The sequence below is a fragment of the Candidatus Cloacimonadota bacterium genome, assembly GCA_012516855.1.
Taxonomy (GTDB): Bacteria; Cloacimonadota; Cloacimonadia; order Cloacimonadales; family Cloacimonadaceae; genus Syntrophosphaera.
This window is the reverse complement of the sequence record JAAYWB010000072.1, coordinates 1-21,992: the sequence shown is the minus strand read 5'-3', so window position 1 is coordinate 21,992 and position 21,992 is coordinate 1. Positions and strand designations below refer to the sequence as shown.

General features: G+C 56.0%; 16 protein-coding genes. 5 read left to right on the top strand and 11 right to left on the bottom strand.

The features are described 5' to 3' along the window. Positions 1 to 419 precede the first annotated feature (419 nt). The 10 genes from GX466_07730 to GX466_07685 all read right to left on the bottom strand — a co-directional run bounded on the left by GX466_07730 (position 420) and on the right by GX466_07685 (position 9,564). The gene (locus tag GX466_07730; protein NLH94088.1) at positions 420 to 977 is read right to left on the bottom strand and encodes a hypothetical protein; all 558 of its coding nucleotides are present in this window, start codon (positions 975 to 977) and stop codon (positions 420 to 422) included. A 266-nt stretch (positions 978 to 1,243) separates the two neighbouring features. Continuing rightward, the gene (locus tag GX466_07725) at positions 1,244 to 1,645 is read right to left on the bottom strand and encodes a DUF2752 domain-containing protein (protein ID NLH94087.1); all 402 of its coding nucleotides are present in this window, start codon (positions 1,643 to 1,645) and stop codon (positions 1,244 to 1,246) included. 35 nt (positions 1,646 to 1,680) lie between these two features. Beyond that, on the bottom strand, positions 1,681 to 2,007 hold the full coding sequence (locus tag GX466_07720) for a hypothetical protein (protein ID NLH94086.1): 327 nt from the start codon (positions 2,005 to 2,007) through the stop codon (positions 1,681 to 1,683). A 74-nt stretch (positions 2,008 to 2,081) separates the two neighbouring features. Continuing rightward, the gene (locus tag GX466_07715; GenBank protein NLH94085.1) at positions 2,082 to 2,591 is read right to left on the bottom strand and encodes a V-type ATP synthase subunit K; all 510 of its coding nucleotides are present in this window, start codon (positions 2,589 to 2,591) and stop codon (positions 2,082 to 2,084) included. A 12-nt stretch (positions 2,592 to 2,603) separates the two neighbouring features. Then, a complete protein-coding gene (locus GX466_07710; GenBank protein ID NLH94084.1) occupies positions 2,604 to 4,397 on the bottom strand; it encodes a hypothetical protein in 1,794 nt (597 codons plus the stop codon). Beyond that, positions 4,394 to 4,987, bottom strand: coding sequence for a V-type ATP synthase subunit D (locus tag GX466_07705; protein ID NLH94083.1), 594 nt, complete (start codon positions 4,985 to 4,987; stop codon positions 4,394 to 4,396). Before GX466_07705 ends, GX466_07710 begins: the two co-directional genes overlap by 4 nt. After that, entirely contained in the window at positions 4,984 to 6,306 is a 1,323-nt protein-coding gene (locus tag GX466_07700; protein ID NLH94082.1) for a V-type ATP synthase subunit B, read from the bottom strand. The genes GX466_07705 and GX466_07700 overlap by 4 nt, the downstream gene beginning before the upstream one ends. Continuing rightward, complete coding sequence (locus GX466_07695; protein ID NLH94081.1) at positions 6,306 to 8,060, bottom strand: V-type ATP synthase subunit A; 1,755 nt, start codon at positions 8,058 to 8,060, stop codon at positions 6,306 to 6,308. The genes GX466_07700 and GX466_07695 overlap by 1 nt, the downstream gene beginning before the upstream one ends. 14 nt (positions 8,061 to 8,074) lie before the next feature. Further along, positions 8,075 to 8,959, bottom strand: coding sequence for a DUF2764 family protein (locus tag GX466_07690; GenBank protein NLH94080.1), 885 nt, complete (start codon positions 8,957 to 8,959; stop codon positions 8,075 to 8,077). 5 nt (positions 8,960 to 8,964) lie between these two features. Further along, positions 8,965 to 9,564, bottom strand: coding sequence for a V-type ATP synthase subunit E (locus GX466_07685; GenBank protein NLH94079.1), 600 nt, complete (start codon positions 9,562 to 9,564; stop codon positions 8,965 to 8,967). Between the two features lie 503 nt (positions 9,565 to 10,067). Here GX466_07685 and GX466_07680 point away from each other — a divergent pair. The 3 genes from GX466_07680 to alr are packed head-to-tail and all read left to right on the top strand — an operon-like array spanning position 10,068 to position 13,487. Further along, positions 10,068 to 10,226 (top strand): hypothetical protein, encoded by a 159-nt coding sequence (locus GX466_07680; protein ID NLH94078.1) that lies wholly within the window; start codon positions 10,068 to 10,070, stop codon positions 10,224 to 10,226. A 13-nt stretch (positions 10,227 to 10,239) separates the two neighbouring features. Further along, a complete protein-coding gene (locus tag GX466_07675) occupies positions 10,240 to 11,580 on the top strand; it encodes a PhoH family protein (GenBank protein ID NLH94077.1) in 1,341 nt (446 codons plus the stop codon). A gap of 11 nt (positions 11,581 to 11,591) precedes the next feature. Further along, positions 11,592 to 13,487: an alanine racemase gene (gene alr / locus GX466_07670; GenBank protein ID NLH94076.1), complete on the top strand. Its 1,896-nt coding sequence runs from the start codon at positions 11,592 to 11,594 to the stop codon at positions 13,485 to 13,487. Between the two features lie 284 nt (positions 13,488 to 13,771). On the opposite strand, the gene GX466_07665 is transcribed toward alr, so the two are convergent. Next, positions 13,772 to 16,747 carry a T9SS type A sorting domain-containing protein gene (locus GX466_07665; protein ID NLH94075.1) on the bottom strand — a complete coding sequence of 992 codons (2,976 nt, stop codon included), beginning with the start codon at positions 16,745 to 16,747 and terminating at the stop codon, positions 13,772 to 13,774. Between the two features lie 377 nt (positions 16,748 to 17,124). Between GX466_07665 and GX466_07660 the strand changes: the two genes are divergently transcribed. Both GX466_07660 and GX466_07655 read left to right on the top strand, forming a co-directional pair. Then, the gene (locus tag GX466_07660) at positions 17,125 to 20,736 is read left to right on the top strand and encodes a T9SS type A sorting domain-containing protein (protein NLH94074.1); all 3,612 of its coding nucleotides are present in this window, start codon (positions 17,125 to 17,127) and stop codon (positions 20,734 to 20,736) included. Between the two features lie 77 nt (positions 20,737 to 20,813). Next, positions 20,814 to 21,734 carry a 3-phosphoglycerate dehydrogenase gene (locus tag GX466_07655; protein ID NLH94073.1) on the top strand — a complete coding sequence of 307 codons (921 nt, stop codon included), beginning with the start codon at positions 20,814 to 20,816 and terminating at the stop codon, positions 21,732 to 21,734. Positions 21,735 to 21,992: the final 258 nt, after the last annotated feature.

Below are 21,992 nucleotides of genomic sequence, written 5' to 3'. Positions count from 1 at the left end.
TCTTTGGTAGGAAGCAATCCCGGCTCAATGGTATCCTTTATTCATTCCAAGGCCTACACGCATATTTTTACGCTTGCGTTATTCTTGTCAAGGTCTGTTTTTGCCCTTTGTCAAAATGGGAGGTAACCCAGGTAGTTTCTGATCCTGATGGGGGACAGAAACTCCAACGGAGCCTCGCATCGACGACAGCAACATTTCCTGCCGTCCATGCTCGCTGCGTTCGCTGGACGCCAGGGGATGAGGTGGCGGGGTTTTCTGGATTCCGGGTCAAGCCCGGAATGTAGGGCGGAAATCTAGTTTATCCACCATAGCTGAACTTGAACCAGACTATTACCTTGCACAGCCTTCGCGGGCGGAATCAGCAGAGGCGAGGCTGACGGCTAGAGGCTGAACTGAACCGGACCAGGTGTCCGACACGCTCAATCGAAGTTTTGCACGCACTGGCGGATGATGTTGACCAGCACAATGATGGCGATAATAAAAGGCCAGGAGGAGTCCCTTTTTGCCGTTCTCGGCTTTCTCGCGCTTTCGGACGGCTTTTGAGACGGAACGCGGTATTCAACCGGCTGCCTTCCTGGCACAGAAACCTGGCTGCCAGGTCGCTCCATCGTGTAGCCAGTATCACTTTCCCTGGTTTTTACGTGAATGACCTCTTCTCTGGATTTCTCTCTGCTCTTAACTATCGCCAGGATAACATAGTAAATCAATAGCGCGATGCCCACTGTGAGAATGATCTGCAACCAGGCAGGAGTCCGCGTTCCGCTTGTTTCGGCATCTGAATCCGGATAATCAGGCGCGGTTTTCCCCGATTGGGTGTCGAAAGTGGTTTGCAGCGCATGATCGGAGCCAGAAACGTTTATTTCTCCAGAACTCAACCCCACCCGGGCAAAACCGGCGCCAACCCAAACAAGTAGCAGCAATACCAGGCTCCAGCGTGAAACGAGCCGAATCTTGAACTGGGAAATATTTGTTTTCATTCTCATCCTCGTGGTTACAGTTTACCACCAGTTTCCGGCCTACCCCGGTGCTGTCAAGCTAAATCCTCCCCGCGGCATCCATACCGGTTAACTCCTTTATAGGCATCATATTCAGCGATTCCCACCATCATTCCTGCCCTGAATGGCTACAGGCCTTTTGCCCTATCCCTTTCACATCCCATTCACTTCCCGCGGACTTCCCGTTTGAAAGGCGGGAATTCAGCGGGAGGCGAAAAGAAGGCGGACGGGAAGGGGCAAAGGACGGGTCAGGGCAAAAACAGGATCAGATAAAGCCAGTTGAGCAAAAAGAGGACGAGGAAGGCGACCAAGAGTAAGTTGCGTTCGCTAGCGCTGGCCTCAAGGGCGATACGGCGCTTGAACACAGTGGTGGAGAACAGTTGCAGGAACATTCCGAGGCTGAATAGGAGCATGAAGGGATTGTAAAGAAAGGCCTGGACAAAGCGGCCTTGGAAGAGAGACAGGAAAGCTCGGGAAAGACCGCAGGCTGGGCAGTTGATGCCTGTCAGGGAGCGGAACCAGCATAGCTTCAGACCGGATTCATACAGCAGATGCAGGCCCACATAGCCGACCAGCGAGAAAGACAGGACGAGGACAGGACCTTTTCCTCCGGGGAAACGGGTGGAGGTCCTTTCCAGAAGGAGGCGCATCAAGCCTGCAGCGGACGCTACTACTAAAAGTCAGTTCAGAACAGGCTGTTTATACCAGCCATGGTGAGGCCAAACATGAAGACGGCGGCCACAAGCCCGGCAAGGAGGCCGATGACGTTCATCGCCACACCGATGATGCCCAGAATGCGTCCGGCGTTGGTGGTGTCGCGCCCGGCGGGGTCCATGCGGCCGGATTCCATCTTTTTGAGGTCTTCATTGCCGAAAACCCAGGCCAGGATAGAGAAAATCGCGCAGGTGAAAAGCCCGATTATCCCAAAGATGAGCACCAGCATTCCGCGGTGGGGTTCAGGCTGCTCTAGCGGCGGTGGGGTGTGGATTTGGTCATTGATGTAGATGTCCATTTAATCTCCCGATTCAAACAAAACGGGACAGGGAGCACAGCGCTCCCTGTCCGGAATAGGTTTTGGGGTTCAAATCACATCGGCAGCATGCCGCTGATGAGGAAGCAGGCGGCAAAGGCGATGATGGCATAAAGCTCGGGATACACGCCCAGGATGAGGGTGTTGGTGAACACGTTGTTGCCATTGCCGATACTCTCGATGCCGTTGGCTACGATGCGGGCCTGCCAGTAAGCGGAGATCAGGTTCACGACGCCTGAGATGAGCCCGGCTCCAAAGATGGCGGCGGCGGTGATCATGGAAATCTCAGGGTTGATGTGGTCTTTGAGGATGAAGAAAGCGCCAAAGCCGTAGAGACCCTGGGTTCCGGGCATGGCGGAAAGGATCATGCAGTTGGCGAAAATATCGTCGCGTTTTTTCATCGCGGCGACGGTGGCACTGCCGCCGATCACCGTTCCCCAGGCGCTTCCCACCCCGGAGAGGGCTACCATCAGGAAAATCCCGATCCAGGCCAGGATGTAGGCCGGGCTGCCTCCGCCGATGGCGGCGACGGCTTCAGTGACAGGTTGTAAGAGAATGTAAGGCATGTAACCTCCAGGTTATACGTTTATCTTTTTTGTTTTGCCAAAGGGTTTGTATTCCAAGCCAGGCCCGTTGAAGCCGGCGTTTTTGAAAAATTCCACTAAGGTGAGGCGGAGGGGGTGCACAAAGCCGCTAAGGGCGCTGAGGGCGATGTTCAGGCTGTGGCCCACCACCATGAAGATGAAGAAGATCACCGGGCCGATGATCTTGATGCTGAGGAACTGCTGGCCGATTGAGTTCATCACGAAACCGAGGATGGCGCTGGAAACGCCGAGGGCGAAGAGACGGATGTAGGAAAGGATGTCGCCAAAAAAGCCCGTGATAACGCCGTAGAGAGCCCAGAACCCGCTCAGGATGTTCTTCAGAGGATTCTTTCCGGGAGAATTGAAGAGCATCAGCAGAGCGAGGCCGGCCAGAATAACATAATTTACGTAGGGCTGCGTCGAAGAGATATCCGCGCCCAGTAATCCGGCTCCCAGAACCGAGAGTCCCAACAGGAAAAGGAAGGTGCCGAAGGGGGCCAGGAAATACATGAAACCGCTTTGGCGAGCCTGTTTGAAGCCATTGATGATGGTTCCGAAGAGAATCTGGATGGCACCCAGGAGCAGAGCGAAATTGAAGATCTGGTCATTGTTCCGGATTATGATGTATTTGTCCAGAGCGGTTTTTTTGAGGTCGTAACCCAAAGCTGAGCCCATCACCCAACCCATGATGATGGAGGAAATCCCGAAGAGGACCACCAGCATCATAATGCTCTTCATGGCGGGGTTTTTGGCCTTGGCGCGGAGGACGAGGGCGAGGAGGATGAAAATCACGCCATAGGCAATGTCAGCATTGCAAAAGCCGAAAAAGAGCATAAAGAAGGGCGCGAAGAAGGGTGTGAGGTCAAACTCGTCATAGAACGGAAGCATGTACATCTTGCTGATGGGCTCGAACTGGCGGGCAAACCAGCCGTTGCGCAAGCTCACGGGGGGATTGTCCTCGACCGTGGCGTCGGTGGCAAAGTGGATGACGCCGTTCCGCTCCAGAAAGTCCTTCAGTTCAGGCTCCAGCCGGGTGGGGATGAAACCTCCCACCACGCGGATGTGGTCATCGGCTTCGCTGGTTCCCTGCAGGGTGGCATCCTCATATTCACAGGCCTGGCTGAGTCGGCCGATTTCTTCCGCGAAGCTCTCAATCGCAGTAGGAGCTGTGTTTTGCAAAAACTCATCGATGTCGGCTATTCGGCCTTCCATGCCCTTAAGCTGGTCCTCCAGCTCCTTGATGGTATGTTTGTGGAAACTGAAGGTGTCGGCGTCCAGAACCGGTTTCTCCCCGGTGTGGAAAACCACGAAGTAGAGGATGCCGTTGACCTCGCTTATCTTACTGATGGCGTAGTCTTCTTCCCACTGCGGCTTAAAGTGATTCTTGAGGCAAGTGTGGAAATCAACCTTAATGCCATTGGCTTCAAGCTTTTTTTTCAGTTCGTAGTCGAAGCGGCCCCAGGGCTCCAGTTCGCGGATTTGCTTGCGCAGGGTTTCGGCCTGGCGGGTCAGGCGTTCCTTTTCCTCGCGGGCTTCCGTGATCTTGTTGAGCAGCATTTTTGGGGTGAGAGTGGTGGCACCTTTTTCCGCTTCGGAAGCCAATTTCTTCAGGAAGGTGCTGGCTTCTGCGTATTCCCCGATCAGCTCGAGGTTTTGCACCAGCGACTCGGTTTTGGCGTCTGTGTTGCGGATCAGATGGAGCACACCCAGTTTCTGGAGCTCGGTCAGAAAGGCCTCATAATCGCGGTGATAGAGGACAAAGCTGTATTTGCGCATCTTTTCGATCATGCCACTTCCTCCTCCGCGGTGCGGCCCTTGAGGATTTTCTGCGCGGCTTTGGAGAGGTTTTCCTCGTCCTCCAGGAAGCGCTTGATCTTCAGGATAGCGTCCTCGAACGCGGGTATCTGCACTTTTTCGTAGAGATTAACCTTTTGGGTGGTCTTCTTGCGCACATGCTCCAGGATCTGCATTTTGCGCCAGAAGACGTCCCGCTCGACCTGCAGCGTGGCCAGTCCCTTCACCATGACGATACCGTCCAGGAACCAGGAAGGTGCGCTGAAGAGGTCGTAATCCCTCAGCTCGAAATCGATTTCGCCCAGCACGGGGACCTGAGTTCCGGCGATGTTGCGGGTGAGGATTTCCACCTTCTTCACCGTCACCAAGGAGGGGTCAAATTCCGCCCAGAGCTTCATGAACTGATCCAGTTCGGCGGTTTCCTGCTTGATCCGGGCATCCAGTTCGTAGGCTTTGTCGCGGGCGCGTTTCACCTCCATGCGCAGGGCGGATTCCTTGTTTTTCAGCGTGGGCAGGGCCTTCTCCCTCACCTTGAGCTGCTTTTCCAGCTGCAGCTGGGAAATCTTGTTGTACTGGAATTTCATCCCTTGTCCCAATAAAGTTGCATGAATTCGTCTCTAATCGCGACCTCTTCGCGGGTAAAGTATTTACGGAAGAGGGCCCAGGTCGTGTCCAGCATCTCGTCGGTATCGATGTTGACGTCGATGGCCAGAATCTGGCTGGCGTAGTCACGGGCGAAATCCATTGCCCGCTGGTCGTAGTCGGAGAGGTCAAAGCCGTTTTCCATCTTGGTTCTGGCGTTGGTGGCGTCTGCGTTGAGGCGCACGGAGGCATTCATAACTTGGGGATGGTCGGCACGGGTGCGTTTGCCCATCACCTTGGTTTTGAGGCGGGAAAGGCTTCTGGCGGGGTCGATGATCACCTTGCCAATGTCGGTATCTCTGCGCAGGTAGAGCTGTCCTTCTGTGATGTAGCCTGTGTTATCAGGAATGGCGTGGGTGATGTCTCCGCCGGAAATGGTGGTCACGGCGATGATGGTGATGGAGCCGCCTTCGGGGAACTGCACAGCCTTTTCATAGATCTTGGCGAGGTCCGAATAGAGCGAACCCGGCATGGAATCCTTGGAGGGAATCTGATCCATGCGGTTGCTAACAATGGAGAGGGCGTCGCAATAAAGGGTCAGGTCGGTGAGCAATACCAGCACGGATTCGTTTTTCTGAATGGCGAAGTATTCCGCCGCTGTCAGGGCCATGTCCGGCACCAGGAGGCGTTCCACGGGCGGATCGTCGTTGGTGTTCACAAAGGAGATGATCTTGTCGATCACACCAGCGTTTTCAAAGGTGTTTTTGTAATAGAGGTAATCGTCGTTTGAGAGGCCCATTCCGCCCAGGATGATCTTATCGGCTTTGGTGCGTAGGGCAACTGTGGCCATCACCTGGTTGTAGGGCTGGTCCGGATCGGCAAAGAAGGGAATCTTCTGGCCGGTGACCAGAGTGTTGTTGAGGTCGATTCCGGCGATACCGGTGGCAATGAGTTCCGAAGGATCCTTTCTGCGCACAGGGTTCACCGACGGGCCGCCGATCTCGACTTCCTCACCCTCGATTTCAGGGCCGCCGTCGATAGGCTCGCCGTAGGCATTGAAAAACCTTCCAGCCAATTGCTCGCTCACTTTCAGCATGGGCGGGCGCCCGAAGAAAACCACTTCTGCGTCAGTGCCGATCCCCTCCGTGCCGGAAAAGATCTGCAGCGTAACGGTGTCCCCCATGATCTTCACAACCTGGGCCAGACGGCCGCCGACCGTGGCCAGTTCTTCATAGCCAACGCCGGTTGCGGTCACCGCGCAGGTAGCTTTGGTGATCTGGGTGAGCTTGGTATATATCTTTTGAAATGCTTTGCTGGCCATCAGTTATCCCTCCTTTCCTCAAGTATGCCCTCAAGATCGGACTCGTATTTCTTGAAATCAGCGCTTTCAAAGGGCTGATAGTTCATCTGCCGCAGGGCGTTGATCAGCCTGGTGTAATAGGGCTGGAGTTCCTCAAAGCTGTCGAAGGCCAGAGGAGTGTCACAGACCTGCAGCACAAGGTTCAGCATATAGGCCTGGCGCTTCATGGGGGTGGATTTGTCCACGGGGTCAAAGCCGTCCTGCACCAGGATGATGCGGTCCACCAGTTCGCTTTTCCAGAAGCGGGCATGATAGTCCAGCGGCACGCCGTCGTCGCCCAGGATGCTGATTTGGTCTTTGGCCTCTTTTCCGCGCAGAAGGATGTCCTTGGCCTTGATGACGCTATCCACCCAGCCGGGGGAGATATTGGCGTTCAGATATTCGATAACCTCATCGTATTCAAGGTATTTGGAGTAGGAATCGATGGGATCGACAGCCGGATAGCGTTTGCTGTCGGCGCGGTCCTGGGAGAGGGAGTAGAAGCAGCGGGCAGCCTTTTTGGTGGATTCCGTGACGGGTTCCTTGAGGTTTCCGCCAGCGGGCGAAACTGCCCCGATGAAGGTTATTGAACCGGGCTGGCCGTTATTGAGGTAAACGTAACCGGCGCGGGAATAGAAGTTTGAGATGATGGCGGGAAGGTCCATCGGGTAGGCATCCGGCCCGGGAAGCTCTTCCATGCGGTTGCTCATCTCGCGCAGAGCCTGGGCCCAGCGTGAGGTGGAGTCCGCCAGCAGCAACACTTTCAGCCCCATGCTGCGGTAATATTCGGCGATGGACATGGCGGTGTAAACAGAAGCTTCGCGCGCTGCCACCGGCATATTAGAGGTGTTACAGATGATGATGGTGCGTTCCATCAGCTTGCGGCCGGTGCGGGGGTCGTCCAGTTCGGGGAATTCTGTGAAGAGCTCCACAACTTCGTTGGCGCGTTCGCCGCAGGCTGCCACAATGATGAGGTCGGCCTCGGCGTTTTGGGAAATGCTGTGCTGGAGCACTGTCTTGCCTGTTCCGAAGGGACCCGGGGTGAAGCCTGTTCCGCCCTCGGCGATGGGGTTGAGCGTGTCGATGGTGCGCACGCCGGTTTCCATCATCTTGAAGGGTCGCGGCTTGGACTGATAGGCGCGGATAGGCAGTTTCACCGGCCAGTACTGGATCATGTTCAGGTCAGTATCCTGGCCGTCGGCGTCGGTTATCGTTGCGATGGTGTCGGTGAGTTTGTACTTGCCCGTGCCTGCGATGCTTTTCACCCGGAACTTGCCTTCCAGCTTGAAAGGGACCATGATCTTGTGGTTGATCCAGTTTTCCTGAACTGAGCCCAGCCAGTCACCGGGTATCACTTCATCGCCCGCTTTGACGATGGGTTCGAAATCCCAACTGCTTTCTTCGTCCAGCGGATCGGTATATTCGCCGCGAGTGAGGTACAAGCCTTCCATCTTGTTCAGGTCATCCTGGAGGCCGTCATAGTTTTTGGAGAGCATTCCCGGCCCCAGCTTCACTTCCAGCATGCGGTCGGAAAACTCCACTGCATCGCCGGGCTTCATCCCGCGGGTGCTTTCAAACACCTGCGTGTAGGCTGTGTTACCGCTCACCTTGATCACTTCGGCCATCAGCTTCGTGCCGCCAAGATCGATGTAGCAAATCTCGTTCTGGAAGACCGGGCCGTCCACCTCGACGTGGACCAGGTTGCTGATTATTCCTTTAACGGTGCCTTTGGTCATAACGTTTTAACCTTCTATGATTTTATCGATTTTACTTTGAAGATATCCGGAAAGACGAAGCTGCCGGCCAGCGCGTCCATCGTATTCTGAAACATTTCCCTGCCATAGCCGGGATCGAGGTTCAGCCAACGTTCCACAATGCGCAGTTGGGCATAATATCCCAGCAGGCGGTCGATGTTGAAATAGTTGAAGAAATTATGGTTATCGATCCATTTCCAGCGCAGGATGTCGTAGCCTCGTTCGCGGTGGAGGATGTTGTTTTGCTCCCAGATTCTGGAGACGCTTTCAAAAAGTTCGTGGCCTTTGCCGAGGCCGAAATCCGCCGCGTTGCTCCGGGCCAGCTTTTCCACCAGTTCGCCCTCCCCCACCAGCCAGCGAGCGTAATCCACCTCGTGCTGGCGGCCGTTGATGGCGGTGAGGATGTTTTGCAGGTCGCGGTTGAATTCAAACCACTGGCTGAGGAATTTGTTGCCCAGTTTGGCGCAATATTCGTAGGAACCGGCCAGAAGCCGATGCCGGGTATCCAGCAGGGAAGGCATTTCCTCGGCGGAATAGGCAGCCAGAATGGTTTCGTGCCAGAAATCGGGATATGCTTTGTAGTCCTTTGTGAGGGGCTCGCTGGAACCGGCCGCGCGGGCCTTCATCAGTTTCAGGTAGCCCTTCCAGAAAATCCGCGAGCATTCCTCAACCGGGCGGCCTTCGTCTTCCTTGCCATACATGAGCCGGGACAGGTCGTCGGCGTCCTCCGGCAGGCGGAGCAACAGAAGCAGCCTGAAATCGCCCGCGGTGAGGTGGTTTTTGGCCTCGGCGAGGAACTGCTCCGTGCTCATCTGACACTTGCTGTCGTCTATGGACAGTGCCGGCAGACCCGTCACGAAGTAATAATACTGTGTGCGCATGGGTCCTATTGTTTGAAGAGGATCTTGTTGCTGCGGGGTCTCAGGTAGGATTTGAAGAGGTTCGAAAAATCCTCATCGGTGAAGCTGAGCTTATAGGTCCCGTCCGCTGGTGAGATGGCGAAGCCGTTCTTCATCTGAGGTGAAAACTCCACCTTCAGCCCCTTACCCGCGCTGCTGCTCAGGCTTTGCGCGAAATGCTGGTCCAGCTTACCTTCCAGGCTCTTGCTGATGGTCACGGTCCCGCCGGATTCTTTCCAGACGGACACCATTTCCAGGATCAGTTTCTTCACGAAATCCGCGTCCGATGCGGCTTCCTTCAGTTTGGGGTCAAAAGCCTCGCTCAGCAGGACTTCCGTGAGCTTTTGCTTTACCGCGCTGAGGGTGTTTTGCGCGGCCATTTTGAGGTCGGAATCGGTGTTTTTGGCGATGTCCACAGCTTCTTTTTGGGCTTCGGCGATGGTCTTGTCCGCCTCCGTTTTGGCGTTGGTCAGGATGTTTTCCGCCTCGGCTTTGGCTTTCTCCAGAATCGCCTCGGCTTCGGCTTTCGCTTTGTTAACGCCCTCGTCATACACGCGCTGTAAAAGGTCTTGCAGCTGGTCGCTCATCATTTCTCCAATGGATTATTGACTTTGGTTTCACTTTTTGTGAGCCCCAAAAAATGTCAATGAAAAATAGCGAGAACCAAAGGCTTCCTCCTATGGTGGATGAAAAGCTGAAGCCAGGATGTATTCGCCGTATGCAAGGCTTTAATGGATTATCCGACCCAAAATGACAAACTTTTCGCCTTTGATTCCTCCTTTGCCCCATCCCTTTCACATCCCATTCACTTCCCGCTGAGTTCCCGCCTGTCAAACGGGAACTAAACGGGAGGCGTAAAAGAGGCAAATGGGCTGGGGCAAAGGGCCAAGAAATGGCACCCAGCGGCAAAGCTGCTAATGTTCAGGAAATCCTTGGCAGGGATAGACCGTCAACCCCTTGTGGAATAGAATCATCAGGCTCCGGTTCTCCCTTCAGGGAGCACCTTTTACTCTTCCGAAACAATAAAAAAGATTGACGCCATTAGGCGCAGGATAAATCCTTGCCCGCAGTCTATAAAATTGAGTGTAACATGCAAAAACACCAAGATATTCTGGACAAGCTGAACCTGATGTCCCATCCTGAGGTAGGTTCTTACCAGCGAGACCGGCAATCGCGGACCAGAGGCGGTTTGGGGGACTCCACCGCCCGGCACGAACTGATCGAGCGCGTCCAGAAACACCACCAGTAAGGAGCAAATATTCTTGGCTAAGAAAATATACGTTCTGGACACCAACGTCCTCATCCACAATCCACAGTCCCTCTTCTCTTTTAAGGAAAACCGCGTGGTGATTCCAATCGTGGTGATCGAGGAAATCGACCAGTTCAAAAAAGGCATGGACGAAAAGAGCCGCAACGCGCGCCAGATCGGGCGCTACCTGGATGCCCTGAGAACCCGGGGCAGCCTGCAGGAAGGCGTGAAAATGGACAATGGCGGAACCCTGCAGGTCTCGGTGAATAAAGACGTAACCGATACAGCTTCCCAGCTCTTATTCCTGGACCGCATCGACAACCTGATAATCGGCACCGCGCTCTATTTCCAGCAAAAAAACCCCAAATCTCAGGTCACGCTGGTCTCCATGGATGCCAATGTGCGCATCAAAGCAGACAGCGTGGGCATCAACGCCGAAAACTTCGAGACCGACACCATAAAGTTCGAAGAGCTTTACACCGGCTGGGAAACCAAAGAACTGGAGGACGAAGAATTTGACGCCATCAACGGCAAAAGCTACATCGCCAATCCCTTTAAGGACCTTTGTCCGAACCAATATATCCGCTTCTTCCGCAAATCGTCTCCGGAAACCGTTCGCACCATGCGCTACCACAAAAGCGCGAACGCCCTCTACACCCTCCAGAGCTATCAGGGGGAACTGGTGTATGGGATCAAAGCGCGCAATTTCGAGCAGGAAATGGCGCTGGACCTGCTTTTGGATGACACCATTCGCTTGGTGAGCCTATCGGGAATAGCTGGCACGGGCAAGACCCTTTTGGCGATGGCGGCGGGCCTGCAAAAGGTTGTGGAAGAGCAAAAATACACCCGGCTGGTGATTTCGCGGCCGATTTTCCCGCTGGGACTGGACCTCGGCTACCTTCCCGGCACCAAAAGCGACAAATTCAACCCCTGGATGCAGCCCATCTATGACAACATGGACATCCTGCTGGCGCTGCACGAGGACTTCAAAAGCGACAGCATGAAAGGCAAACGCAAGCCCAGCCTGGAAGATTTCCTGGATTACGGATTTCTGGAGCTGGAACCGCTCACCTACATCCGCGGACGCAGCCTGCCAGACCAGTTCATCATCATCGACGAGGCCCAAAACCTCACCCCGCACGAGATGAAAACCATCATCACCCGCGCCGGGGAAAATACCAAAGTGGTGCTCACAGGCGACCCCTACCAGATCGACATCCCCTACCTGGATTCCTCTTCCAACGGGCTTTCCGTAGCTGTGGAGAAACTGAAGAACGAGGATATCGTGGGCCATATCACCCTGGAAAAAGGCGAGCGTTCGCAACTGGCGGACCTTGCTGCCAAGTTCTTTTAGGAGCGCGCGAAATGGCAAAAGAGGCATTTATCGAACGCAGTTGGGTGGAAGTCGATCTGGCGGCTTTCCGCGCCAACCTGAGAGCCCTGAAAGCCAAAATGGGCGCGGAACAGGGCTTCATCCAAATCGTGAAGGCTGACGCCTACGGGCACGGCGCGCCAGAAATCGCCCGGATCTCCCTCTCCGAGGGGGCTGTGGCGCTGGGCGTGGCCAATCCAGAAGAGGGAAAACTGTTGCGGGTGCAGGGCTTCAAGGAACCCATCCTGATCCTCTCACCCTCGCTTCCCTGCGAGATTCCGGGGATACTGGACCATGAACTCTGGCCCACCCTGAGCGATACTGACTTTGCCCGCGAGCTTGACCATGCCTGCGCTGAACGCGACATCAGGGCGAAGGTGAGCCTCAAAATGGACAGCGGGATGCACCGCAGCGGGGTTTTGGCAGATGGTTTCACAGAGCTGCTGGCAACGCTTGACAAGTTGCCCAATCTCGAGTTGCAGAGCGTGTTTTCCCACTTTGCTGCCAGCGAGAGCGACCCGGATTTCAGCCAGGCTCAGGAAAAAGAATTTCTGGCCATCCTCAAAAAGCACAAAGTGAAAGTACCCTGGATCCATCTGGCTAATAGCGCGGCAGTGGTGAACGGCTTTGGGAAATCGCTTCCCCTCTGCCGTCTGGGCATACTCAGCTTTGGAATTTACACTCACCCCTCCCAGAAGGAAAAGATAGACCTTAAACCCGTGATGACTTTCAAATCGACGGTGGCGCAGCTTAAGGAGATACCCGCCGGCGCGACAGTTGGCTACAACCGCTCCTGGAAAGCCACCCGGCCCACACGCTACGCCGTGATTCCGGTGGGCTACGCTGACGGCTATGACTTTCTGCTCTCAAACCGCGGGACCGTGGCCCTCAAAGGCACGCTCTGCTCTGTTATTGGGCGGGTTTCCATGGACATGATCTGCCTGGACGTCACCGACGCCGGCAGGGTGGAAATAGGCGACGAGGTGGTACTGCTGGGGAATTCCGCTGAGGAAATGAGGGCGGAAAACCTCGCTGCAGCATATTCCGGATCGGCTTATGAGCTGCTCTGCCAGGTGGGGCGCCGCGCGAAGCGCTATTATTATGACGGCCAGCGGCTGGTGACCTCCTCCCCCCTCTCGCGGCGGGAATTCGTCTCTTCGGACTATCCGGATTCAAAGCTCAACCAAATCATAAAGGCCGCCATCAGCCAGCGCGTGAACAGCGAGGAAATGGGCGATCTGATCTCAAGGGATATCCTGAGGGTGTTTTTCTTCAATAAAGACCGCGAAATCCTTTACCGGCGCGACTTCCGCCACCACATCAGCTTCTCGGATTCCGGCGACCCCCACTTCTGGCGCGCCGCCACCACCCTCAGCTTCAGCAAAACGCTTCAAAATGACTACTTCACCGTGGCCTGCGCCAATTCCGTGGAAGCCCTGAAAGCTTATTTCAAGCGCCGTGATGTGGAATACCGCTGGTTGATGGACAGCAATTTCGAGCTCAGCCCCGAGGTTTTTTCCCTCTCCTCAGTGAGAATCGACGGAATCGAACTGGAGACCAAACTCCACTTCAGAAACGCCTGCATGGAGATTCGCTGCTCCCACCCCCGACTGCGGGACTTGGTTGGCCACGAGGTCCTGTTCGAGATCGACACCCTCACTCTCTATCCCCGCAACTCGCATCAACTCAGCGTTTTCATCACTGAACTCACCCACGGCGTGAAGATCAGCTTTTCCCACCCTGCAGAACTGGAACCGATAGAGTGCGTGCCCATATTCGCTGGCCAGAACAAGTATCCGCGGGTTTCCACAGGCAAAACCACCATCACCGTCTCTACCAAAGCCGAAGAATGGGTCTTTCCCAAAAGCGGGGTTGTTTTCGCGTATTGATCTTGAAGTCTGGTAAGCACAGGCTACAGATGGGTTTGCTGCCGACGAAGCTCCTTCCTCCTTTTTCCTTTTGGTGGCGCTTCAGGCGAGTGCTAGCATCTGACAGACGGTCGCTGTGCCGCCCCTTTTCTCATTCGACGCAAGCCCGGGGTTGAAAAATTGCATAAAGCAAATATACGCAACCGATGATAAACCCGTTTAGCTTGATGGAGAGCCGAAAAACAGCAAGATGAAAAAGAGGAAAGCAGGAGCTTCCCTCTTGTAATAATGTCCTTTCGAAGTGGCTACCAGCGTAGGATCTTGACAGTGCGGCTTTCATTGCCGCTCCTGAGGCGTAGCAGATACACTCCGGAACTCACTTGGCGGCCTTGCTCGTCATTCCCATCCCAATAGAGGGAATGCTCTCCCGACTGCAACAGCATATAGCGGAAGCGTTTCACCACCTGTCCGTGGATGTTGCAGATCAGCAATTCCGCCGGCTGGGCGGCTTTGGTTGACCAGTTCACCTGCACGCTGCCGCGGAAGGGGTTAGGATAGCAGTTGACAAAGGCCAGCCCAGCTGAGGGGGTATCCGGCTCCTGGGGCAGGGAACTGGACAGGTAAGCCATCTTTTGGGCATAGATACCTGTCTGAAGATGTCCGACAGCGGGAATTCCCGTCCTCTCGTCGCTCCAGCAGACTATAGCCTCGTCGCCGAAAGTGCTGATCCTGGGATTGTCCGCGTCGCCCTGATGGGAGCCAAAGCTCGATTGGGAATCGCCCACCAGTTCATTCTCTGGATCTATCAAGCGGTAATACAGGTCACGGCCGTCGTCCTGATAGTTGCTTTGTTCGCTCCACACACCCAGCAGGGCGTCGCATTCCAATCTGGCCAGGCTCACCTTGCCAAGCTCAAGCGGGGTAGATGTATTGAGCTGCAGGCCTGGGGATGGATAGCCCAGATTCCCACCGTTCAGAATCACCCTTTGCAGGCGTATGCTGCGCGTTCCTGATCCTTCAGTATGGTCATAGATCAGGTTCAGGGTGTTGTCATCGATGGCGCAGCCGACGGTGAGGTGGGGCGGTTCGTGGACCAGGACACCTGCTTCGGTCCAGGGGAAGCTCGCCTGAGGTGTGACCCGCTGGGCGAAAATGGGAGCGGAGGGATAGCCTGCGATCAGGCAGACCAGGTCTTCCCCTACCAAGCTCGAGTAGATCGGCCATACATTAGGAGAGGCTTCCGCTTCAAAGATCTTGGTGCCCTGAGGGTTCCAACCGGGCAGCAGATCGCCATTGGCGTCCACCAGCAGGCAGTAGGTGCAAAAGTTGTTGCTGCCAGACCTGCGTTGGAACCAGGCAAAGTAGCGTCCGGGGGTGTTAACCATCCTGACATTGGGGTTCGGAATCCATTCGAGCAGGAGTCTGCCAGGTTCTCCCCACATCTTTTGGAGGTTACTGATCCGCTGGCCATAGAGTTGTGACGTTCCCGTTCCATAATCGATCAGCCAGCCCAGATAGATGTCACCCTCATGCTCGCAGAACTTGGCGTAGCCTGCGTAGGGAGCTCCGGGGCAGACCAGCAGTCCGTTGCCAGCCCATTGGGGATTACCCACCAGGTCAAAGATCTGCAGGTAGGTGTTGGTATCGGTGTAAAGCACGGCAAAACGGTCACTGCTATAGTTGATTGCGCCCAGCAAACGAATGTTTGGCCCATAGCTGCCGATGGGGATGCCTCCAGAGGGCAGCAGCAGCTCTCCGTCGGTGCTGAGGATCTGAAAGTACAGCCAGTTTCCGCCTGAATGGCGGGAGTCGTTATAGATCAGCACATTGTGCCCGTTCACTGCCAGGCTGGCAATGGGAATGGCCGAACCAGCAAACGCTTCGGACAGCGGATCGGCTGCCGGCTGCAGTGGATTGCCTCCGTAATCCCGCATCAAAAAGCGCAGGCTCTTGCCGCCTGACCCCTTTTCCACCAGCAGATACATGGGATTGGTATTCCAGCCGAAGACTTGGGGCTTGCAGCCGGAATCCCAGTTTTCGCTGATCACCAGTCCATCCGCGGGCCAGACCGGTTCGCCGCTGGAATTGTCGATCGCCTGGCCGCGCAGGATCAGCGGCGTGTCCGGGCCGGAATTGGTGCTCCAGATGAGCATTGCTTTCATAGAGTCGTCAAAACGCCAGTCTAGATAACTCACCTCGCCGGTTCCCGACCAAATCTGGGTTGGGTAATACTGGTGATGAGACCAGAGATAAGTATGAGTGCGCACCTGAGTTACGCCATCGATGGGTGTGCTGCTCAGTACACGGTAATAAAGCGAAGCGGTCTTTTCCAGCTTAAAGTGTGTTGAAAGCGGCATGGGCTGGGGATTAAGTACCAAGTCCTCGGGCTGCTCAATATATGGTTCCAAGTCAAATCTAAACAACCTGAAACGCAGCCGGGTATCCGTTTGGGCAATCATAACTGCATCGAAGAAACAATAATAGCCCTCTAAGAACAATTCGTGCGGACCCACTTCTCCTGGCTCCAGAGGGAAGCTTCTGTGGTAACGGATGGAGCCGTTCAAATAGTTGAAAGTTGCAAGGTTGTAGTTGGTGCCAGCCTGGCTGGTGGCGTGGTAACTTACCACCAAACCATCTGTGTCATCGAAGGATGCAAGGCAGTCATTAAGCGTCAATTGCTGTTCAGCCTGGATCAAAGGTTGGATCAGGCTCCAGGTGTCGTTGCCGCTGCCATTCAATTTGTAGGCGTAGGCGGCGGGAAGGTTGGGTTCCGGCTGTACCACGATGTAGGCCCCCCCCGAGTTGTTGGCGCGGATCAGGTAATGTGTGACGGTAGCGCCAAACCTGAAGTAGCAATCGTTGTTGATAAGGACTCCGCCATCTGTCCAGAGCAGGTTTCCCTGCAGGTCGATCTTGTTTGCCATCAGCCTCGCGTGGCCTGATCCCAGTTCCTCCTGCCCTTCCAGCCAGCAGACAAGATAGCTGTCGTCGGAGCAGCGCACCATCTGCTCTCCGCCGATGCCCAGCCCGCAGCCCGCGATACGCAGGGAGGAATCCCACATCTCCTCACCCAGCGCGCTGATCCGGTTTGCCATCAGGCAGTTTTCTCCATCCAGTATCTGCGTCCAGAGCGTGATCAGGCTGCCGTCATCTGCTTGCTGCGTGCAGCCAGTGTAGCTCAGATCCTGCGCTTCCCGCACCACGACGTCCTCAGTCCAGACAGGGTTGGCAAAAGCCAGGCTGGTGGCGAGCAGCAGTAGTAGCATAGCCGTGTGTTTCATGAAAAAGACTCCTTTTCAAATAGATTGGAAAAGATAACAAGTCCCGCGGGCAGGCGCTGCCCTTACATAAAGACGCAAAACAAACAGCTTACAGAATGATAGTTTAAACAAGTCCGCCATATTCGCAACTTCTTTCTTTAAAATTTATAAGGCGCCGGATATACAGCGTGAGGCGCCCATTGCGAGCTGAAATTGCTAGGGCAGCATTGTTCTAAGGATTGGTTCATATCCCTTGCCTTCCGCAGGTATTCACAGATCACAAACGCAGCCCAGACGTCTGTTTTCTTTGCCCTCAAAAAACTACTTGACTGATTCTGCCATTTCTCACATAAGAATTTTTCGACTACATTTCGATAAACCAAGATGGAATACAGATTATGAAAAAACTTACCGCCCTGATCGGCCTGACGCTGCTCTGCGGAATCAGCCTGGCGCTCACCCTCAATGTAAGCGTTGACCCCTCCGCCTGGGATGGCAGCCTGCGCGGCCAGCCCACGGCACCCCTGCTGGAGCCCGGCGTTCCCGCGCTCAACTATTACCCCGTGCGGGTGCTGATCCCCTTTGGGGAAAAGGTGCTCAACGTGAGCGTGCAAAGCTCCCCTTACCTGTTGCAGCGCGATGGCGTGTATCTGGACTACGCGCGCCAGCAGCAGCCCACTTCGCAGCCCCGTCCGGACGCTACTCAGCCCGATCCCGCGATCTGGCAGAGCGACGCGCTGTTCCCGGCCGCCAATCACCGTTATCTGGGCACCCAGTTGCAGCGCGGCCTCCAATATGCCGTGCTGGACCTCTTCCCCTGGAAATACAATCCGGTTTCCCGCCAGATTCACGCGGCTTCCGAATTCAGCATCGAGATAGAAACCGGATGGGATGATGCCCTGGCCACCCAACAGGCCAACTTCTACGCCCCCGCCCTGGCTGCCCGCTCTGTGGAAGGATTTGCCCTCAACCCCCAGGCCCTGGCCAGCTACCAGCAGGCTTCCCGCTATCGGAACCACGCTCCCCAAAGCCGCCTGATTGACCTTTCCACTCCGCGCCAAATGGTCATCATCACCAACTCCACCGCCTCCTCCTGGCTGCAAAGCTATGCCAACTGGCGCGACGGCAGCGACATCAGCACCGGCGTATTCCAGACCGCGGATATCTATGCCAGCTATCCCGGAACCGACAACGCCGCCAAGGTGCGCGCCTTCATCAGCGACGCCTATCAAGCCTGGGCAAGCACCCCCCAGCCTCTGCAATATGTGATCCTGGGCGGCGATGACGAGATCGTGCCCCTGCGCGGCTGCTACGGCCAGGTGGGCGACACGGTTGATCTCAGAATGCCTACCGACCTCTATTTCAGCAATCTGGATGGAGACTGGAACGCCAATGGAAACGACATCTGGGGCGAACCGCAGGACCAGGTGGACATGCTGCCGGAAGTGCATATCGGACGCTTTCCCGCCGAGACCCAACCCGAGTTTGAAAACATCATCCGCAAAATCCAATACTACACCGGAAATTCCACGTTCAGCAACAACACCGCCATCATGTTCGGAGAAAACCTGAACAACAACCCCCTCACCTGGGGCGGAGATTACAAGGACGAAGTGGCCACCAGCGTCCCGGAACTGTACCACCTGCGCACCATGTATCAGCGCGACGGCACCTACAGCGAGCAGGGCGTCTGGAACGCCATCAACGAGGGCGTCCACGTGATGAACCACATGGGACACGCCAACCAAACCTTCCTGATGGGACAGAGCAACGGCAGCATCCAGCAGCTCCAGAACACCGAATATGGCTTTCTTTACACCCAGGGCTGCTATCCCGCCGCTTTCGACCAGGCCACCAGCGGCGACGGCGAGAGCATCGCGGAACACATGCTCACAGCCTCGGGCGGCGTCTTTGCCTTCCTCGGAAACACCCGCTATGGCTGGTATTCCCCCGGCAACACCAATGGCGCCTCCCAGTTCTATGACCGCGACTACTTCATCGGCCTCTACCAAACGGCCAACACCCAATTCGGCTCCGCGCTCAGCTATTCCCGCGAGCAGAACCTCAATGCCGCCATCAACTATGACGTGATGCGCTGGTGCTACTATCAGATGGTGCTCTTTGGCGATCCTTCCATTGAGGTCAAACCGCCTGACCCAGCCCTGCCCCTGCTCAGCCTGGAAAGCTACACAATCGACGATGTGGAGGGCGATGGCGACGGCACCATCAATCCCGGAGAGATAATCCGCATCCACCCCGTGATCAGCAACCATCAGAATTGGGCCGCGGCCCACAACGTGACCGCCACCCTCAGCGGCCTGCCCGCCGGAGCGCAGCTTTTGAGCGACCCGCTGGTGATACCACAGTTGTTGCCAGGCCAGACCGCCGATCCCGGCCTCTATTTCCGTGTGCAACTTCCGTCCGGCATCGATTATGGCAGCTATCAGATCACCCTGGAGCTGCAATCGCTGCATCCCGTCACCAACTTGAGCACTGGAACCCGCAGATTCCAGCTCGAATATGAAATCACCCTCATTGACGGCAGCTTTCCCTGGGATTGCCCCGTGGGCAGCAAATCCGCCCCGATCGTCTTCGATTTTGACGGCGACGGCAGCCTCGACATACTTTACACCGATAATTTCGGCAACAGCCATCTGCTGGATAACGCAGGGCAGCAGACCGGCTCCATTCCCGCGCCTCTCCAGCAGGATGTGATGCGCAGCGCCGCCTATGGCCAGTTGATTGACGGCCAGGAACCGGCTCTGGTACTCACCAGCCGCACCGGTAAAGTGCTGGCACTGGCAGGCGATGAAGTGCTTTTCGATTACGATGGCGGCAGCCAGTTCCTCTTCACCCCCGTGATCGCCCAGATCGACTGGCAGGGCGGGATGGAAGTGGTGGCGCACTCCCTGGATGGCAAGATCCACGTCCTGGATTCCTCCGGAAACCTGCTGCCGGGCTTCCCGCTTGACCTTGGCTCCGCCTTCCACAGCGAACTGGCTGTGGCGGACATCGACGGCGACGGCGGCAATGAGATCATCGTCGGCTGCTCCAACGGCAAGCTGCACGTGATCAAATCCGACGGCACTCCCCTGGCGGGTTTCCCCCTCCAGGTCTCCGGCGCAATCAACGGCGCGCCCACCATCCTCGCCAACCGCAGGATAGCCTTCGGCACCTCCAGCCACCTGCATCTGGCAACGCCCGCAGGCAGCCTGGTCTTCAGCAAGCCGATCAGCTCCGCGATGGGCGGCAGCCCCGCCCTGGCGGACATCAATGCCGACGGCGCGCTGGATATCGTGTTCGGCACCGCCAATGGCTCACTCTACGCGGTCAGCCAGAGCGGAATAGACCTTCCCGGCTTCCCGGTGCAGACCGGCGCCGTGCTGCAGACCCCGCCCATCATCGCTGACCTCGACGACGATCCCAACCTGGAAATCCTCGTTTCCAGCTATGTGAACTCGGTTTATGGCTTCAACCACGACGGCAGCGTATTGGACGGATTTCCATTCCAGACCAGCTTCAACGGCTGCACGCCCTCCACGCTATGCGATCTGGACGGCGACGGCTGGCTCAAGCTGGTGAGCGGCTATTCCACCGGAGTGCTGGTGCTGAACCTGCGCCGCGCGGAAAAGGACAACCGGCCCTGGACCGTTTACCGCGGCTCACTCACCCGCCAGGGCAGCTACGCCTCCACCGGTAACGTCTCCAATCCCGCGGAAGAAGCTCCCGCCCTGCGCACCGCCCTGCTGCAAAACTTTCCCAATCCCTTTAATCCCAGCACCAGCATCCGTTTCCAACTGGCATCCGAAGGCTCCGTCCGGCTCGCAATTTACAACCTCAAAGGCCAGTTGGTGCGCGTCCTGAGCGACGGCCATCGTTCCCGCGGCTCACACACCGTCACCTGGGATGGCCTCGACGCCTCCGGCGACCCGGTCTCCAGCGGAGTCTATCTCTACCGCCTGCAAGCGGGTGGAAAGGTGCAGTCACGGCGTATGCTGCTGCTCAAATGACAGAGATTTGCATTGACATAAAACGCACTAAAATAAAGTCTTGAAACCAGAAATAAAATATACATAGGGAGGCTAATATGCCAAAAGTACTGATCGCCACAGAGAAGCCCTTCGCCGCGGAAGCCGTGCAGAAGATCAAGGCTGAACTGGACAAGGCCGGCTATCCCCATAGCTGGCTGGAAAGCTACACCGACGTGAAAGACTTCCATGCCGCCGTGGCAGATGCCGAAGCCCTCATCATCCGCAGCGACAAAGTGGATGCCGCCGTCTTCGACGCCGCCAAACAACTCAAGATCGTGGTGCGCGCCGGAGCAGGCTATGACAACATCGACCTCGCCGCTGCCACCGCCCACGGTGTGGTGGCCATGAACACCCCCGGCCAAAACTCCAACGCCGTCGCCGAGCTGGCGCTGGCCATGATGATCTACATGGCGCGCGGCAAGTTCAACGGCAAAAGCGGCTCCGAGCTGGCTGGCAAGAAGCTGGTGCTCCATGGCTTCGGAAATGTGCCCCGCTTTCTCGCCAAAATGGCCAAAGGCATTGGCATGGACGTCTATGCCTACGATCCCTACATCAGCGCGGACATCATGGCCAAAGACGGCGTCAAACACCTGGATAAGGTGGAAGACATCTTCAGCACCGGAGACTACATCTCCCTGCACATCCCCGCCACCGCCGAGACCAAGAAATCCATCAACTGGAACCTGCTCAGCCTGGTGAAACCCGACTGCATCCTGGTCAACACCGCCCGCAAAGAGGTGATTGACGAGGAAGCCCTGCTCAAGGCCTTTGAGGAAAAGAAGAAATTCCGCTATGTGAGCGACGTGGAACCGGAATGCGGCGCCAAACTGATGGAACTCTATGCCGACCGCTACTATGCCACCCCAAAAAAGATGGGCGCCCAGACCGGGGAAGCCAACGTCAACGCCGGAGTGGCGGCTGCCAAACAGATCATCGCCTTCTTTGAAAAAGGCGACACAACCTTCAAAGTAAACTGATCAGACCCTGTCTGAGATTGCAACCCCCGGCACTGCCCGGGGGTTTTTCTTGTCCCGGCAATCCGCGCCCTGCGCGAATCGTGTATCTCCAGTGCGATCATTTGCGCTCCGCCTCTGCTATGGATAACCTTTATACATTTAATGAGCGTAGATTGATCACCTCTTTGCCCTCATTTGCCAGGGTGGGCTAAGTCTATATTTTCCGTAGGTCATCCTTAACTTGGTGAGGGATGACCTAAGGATGATGGCACCAAACGC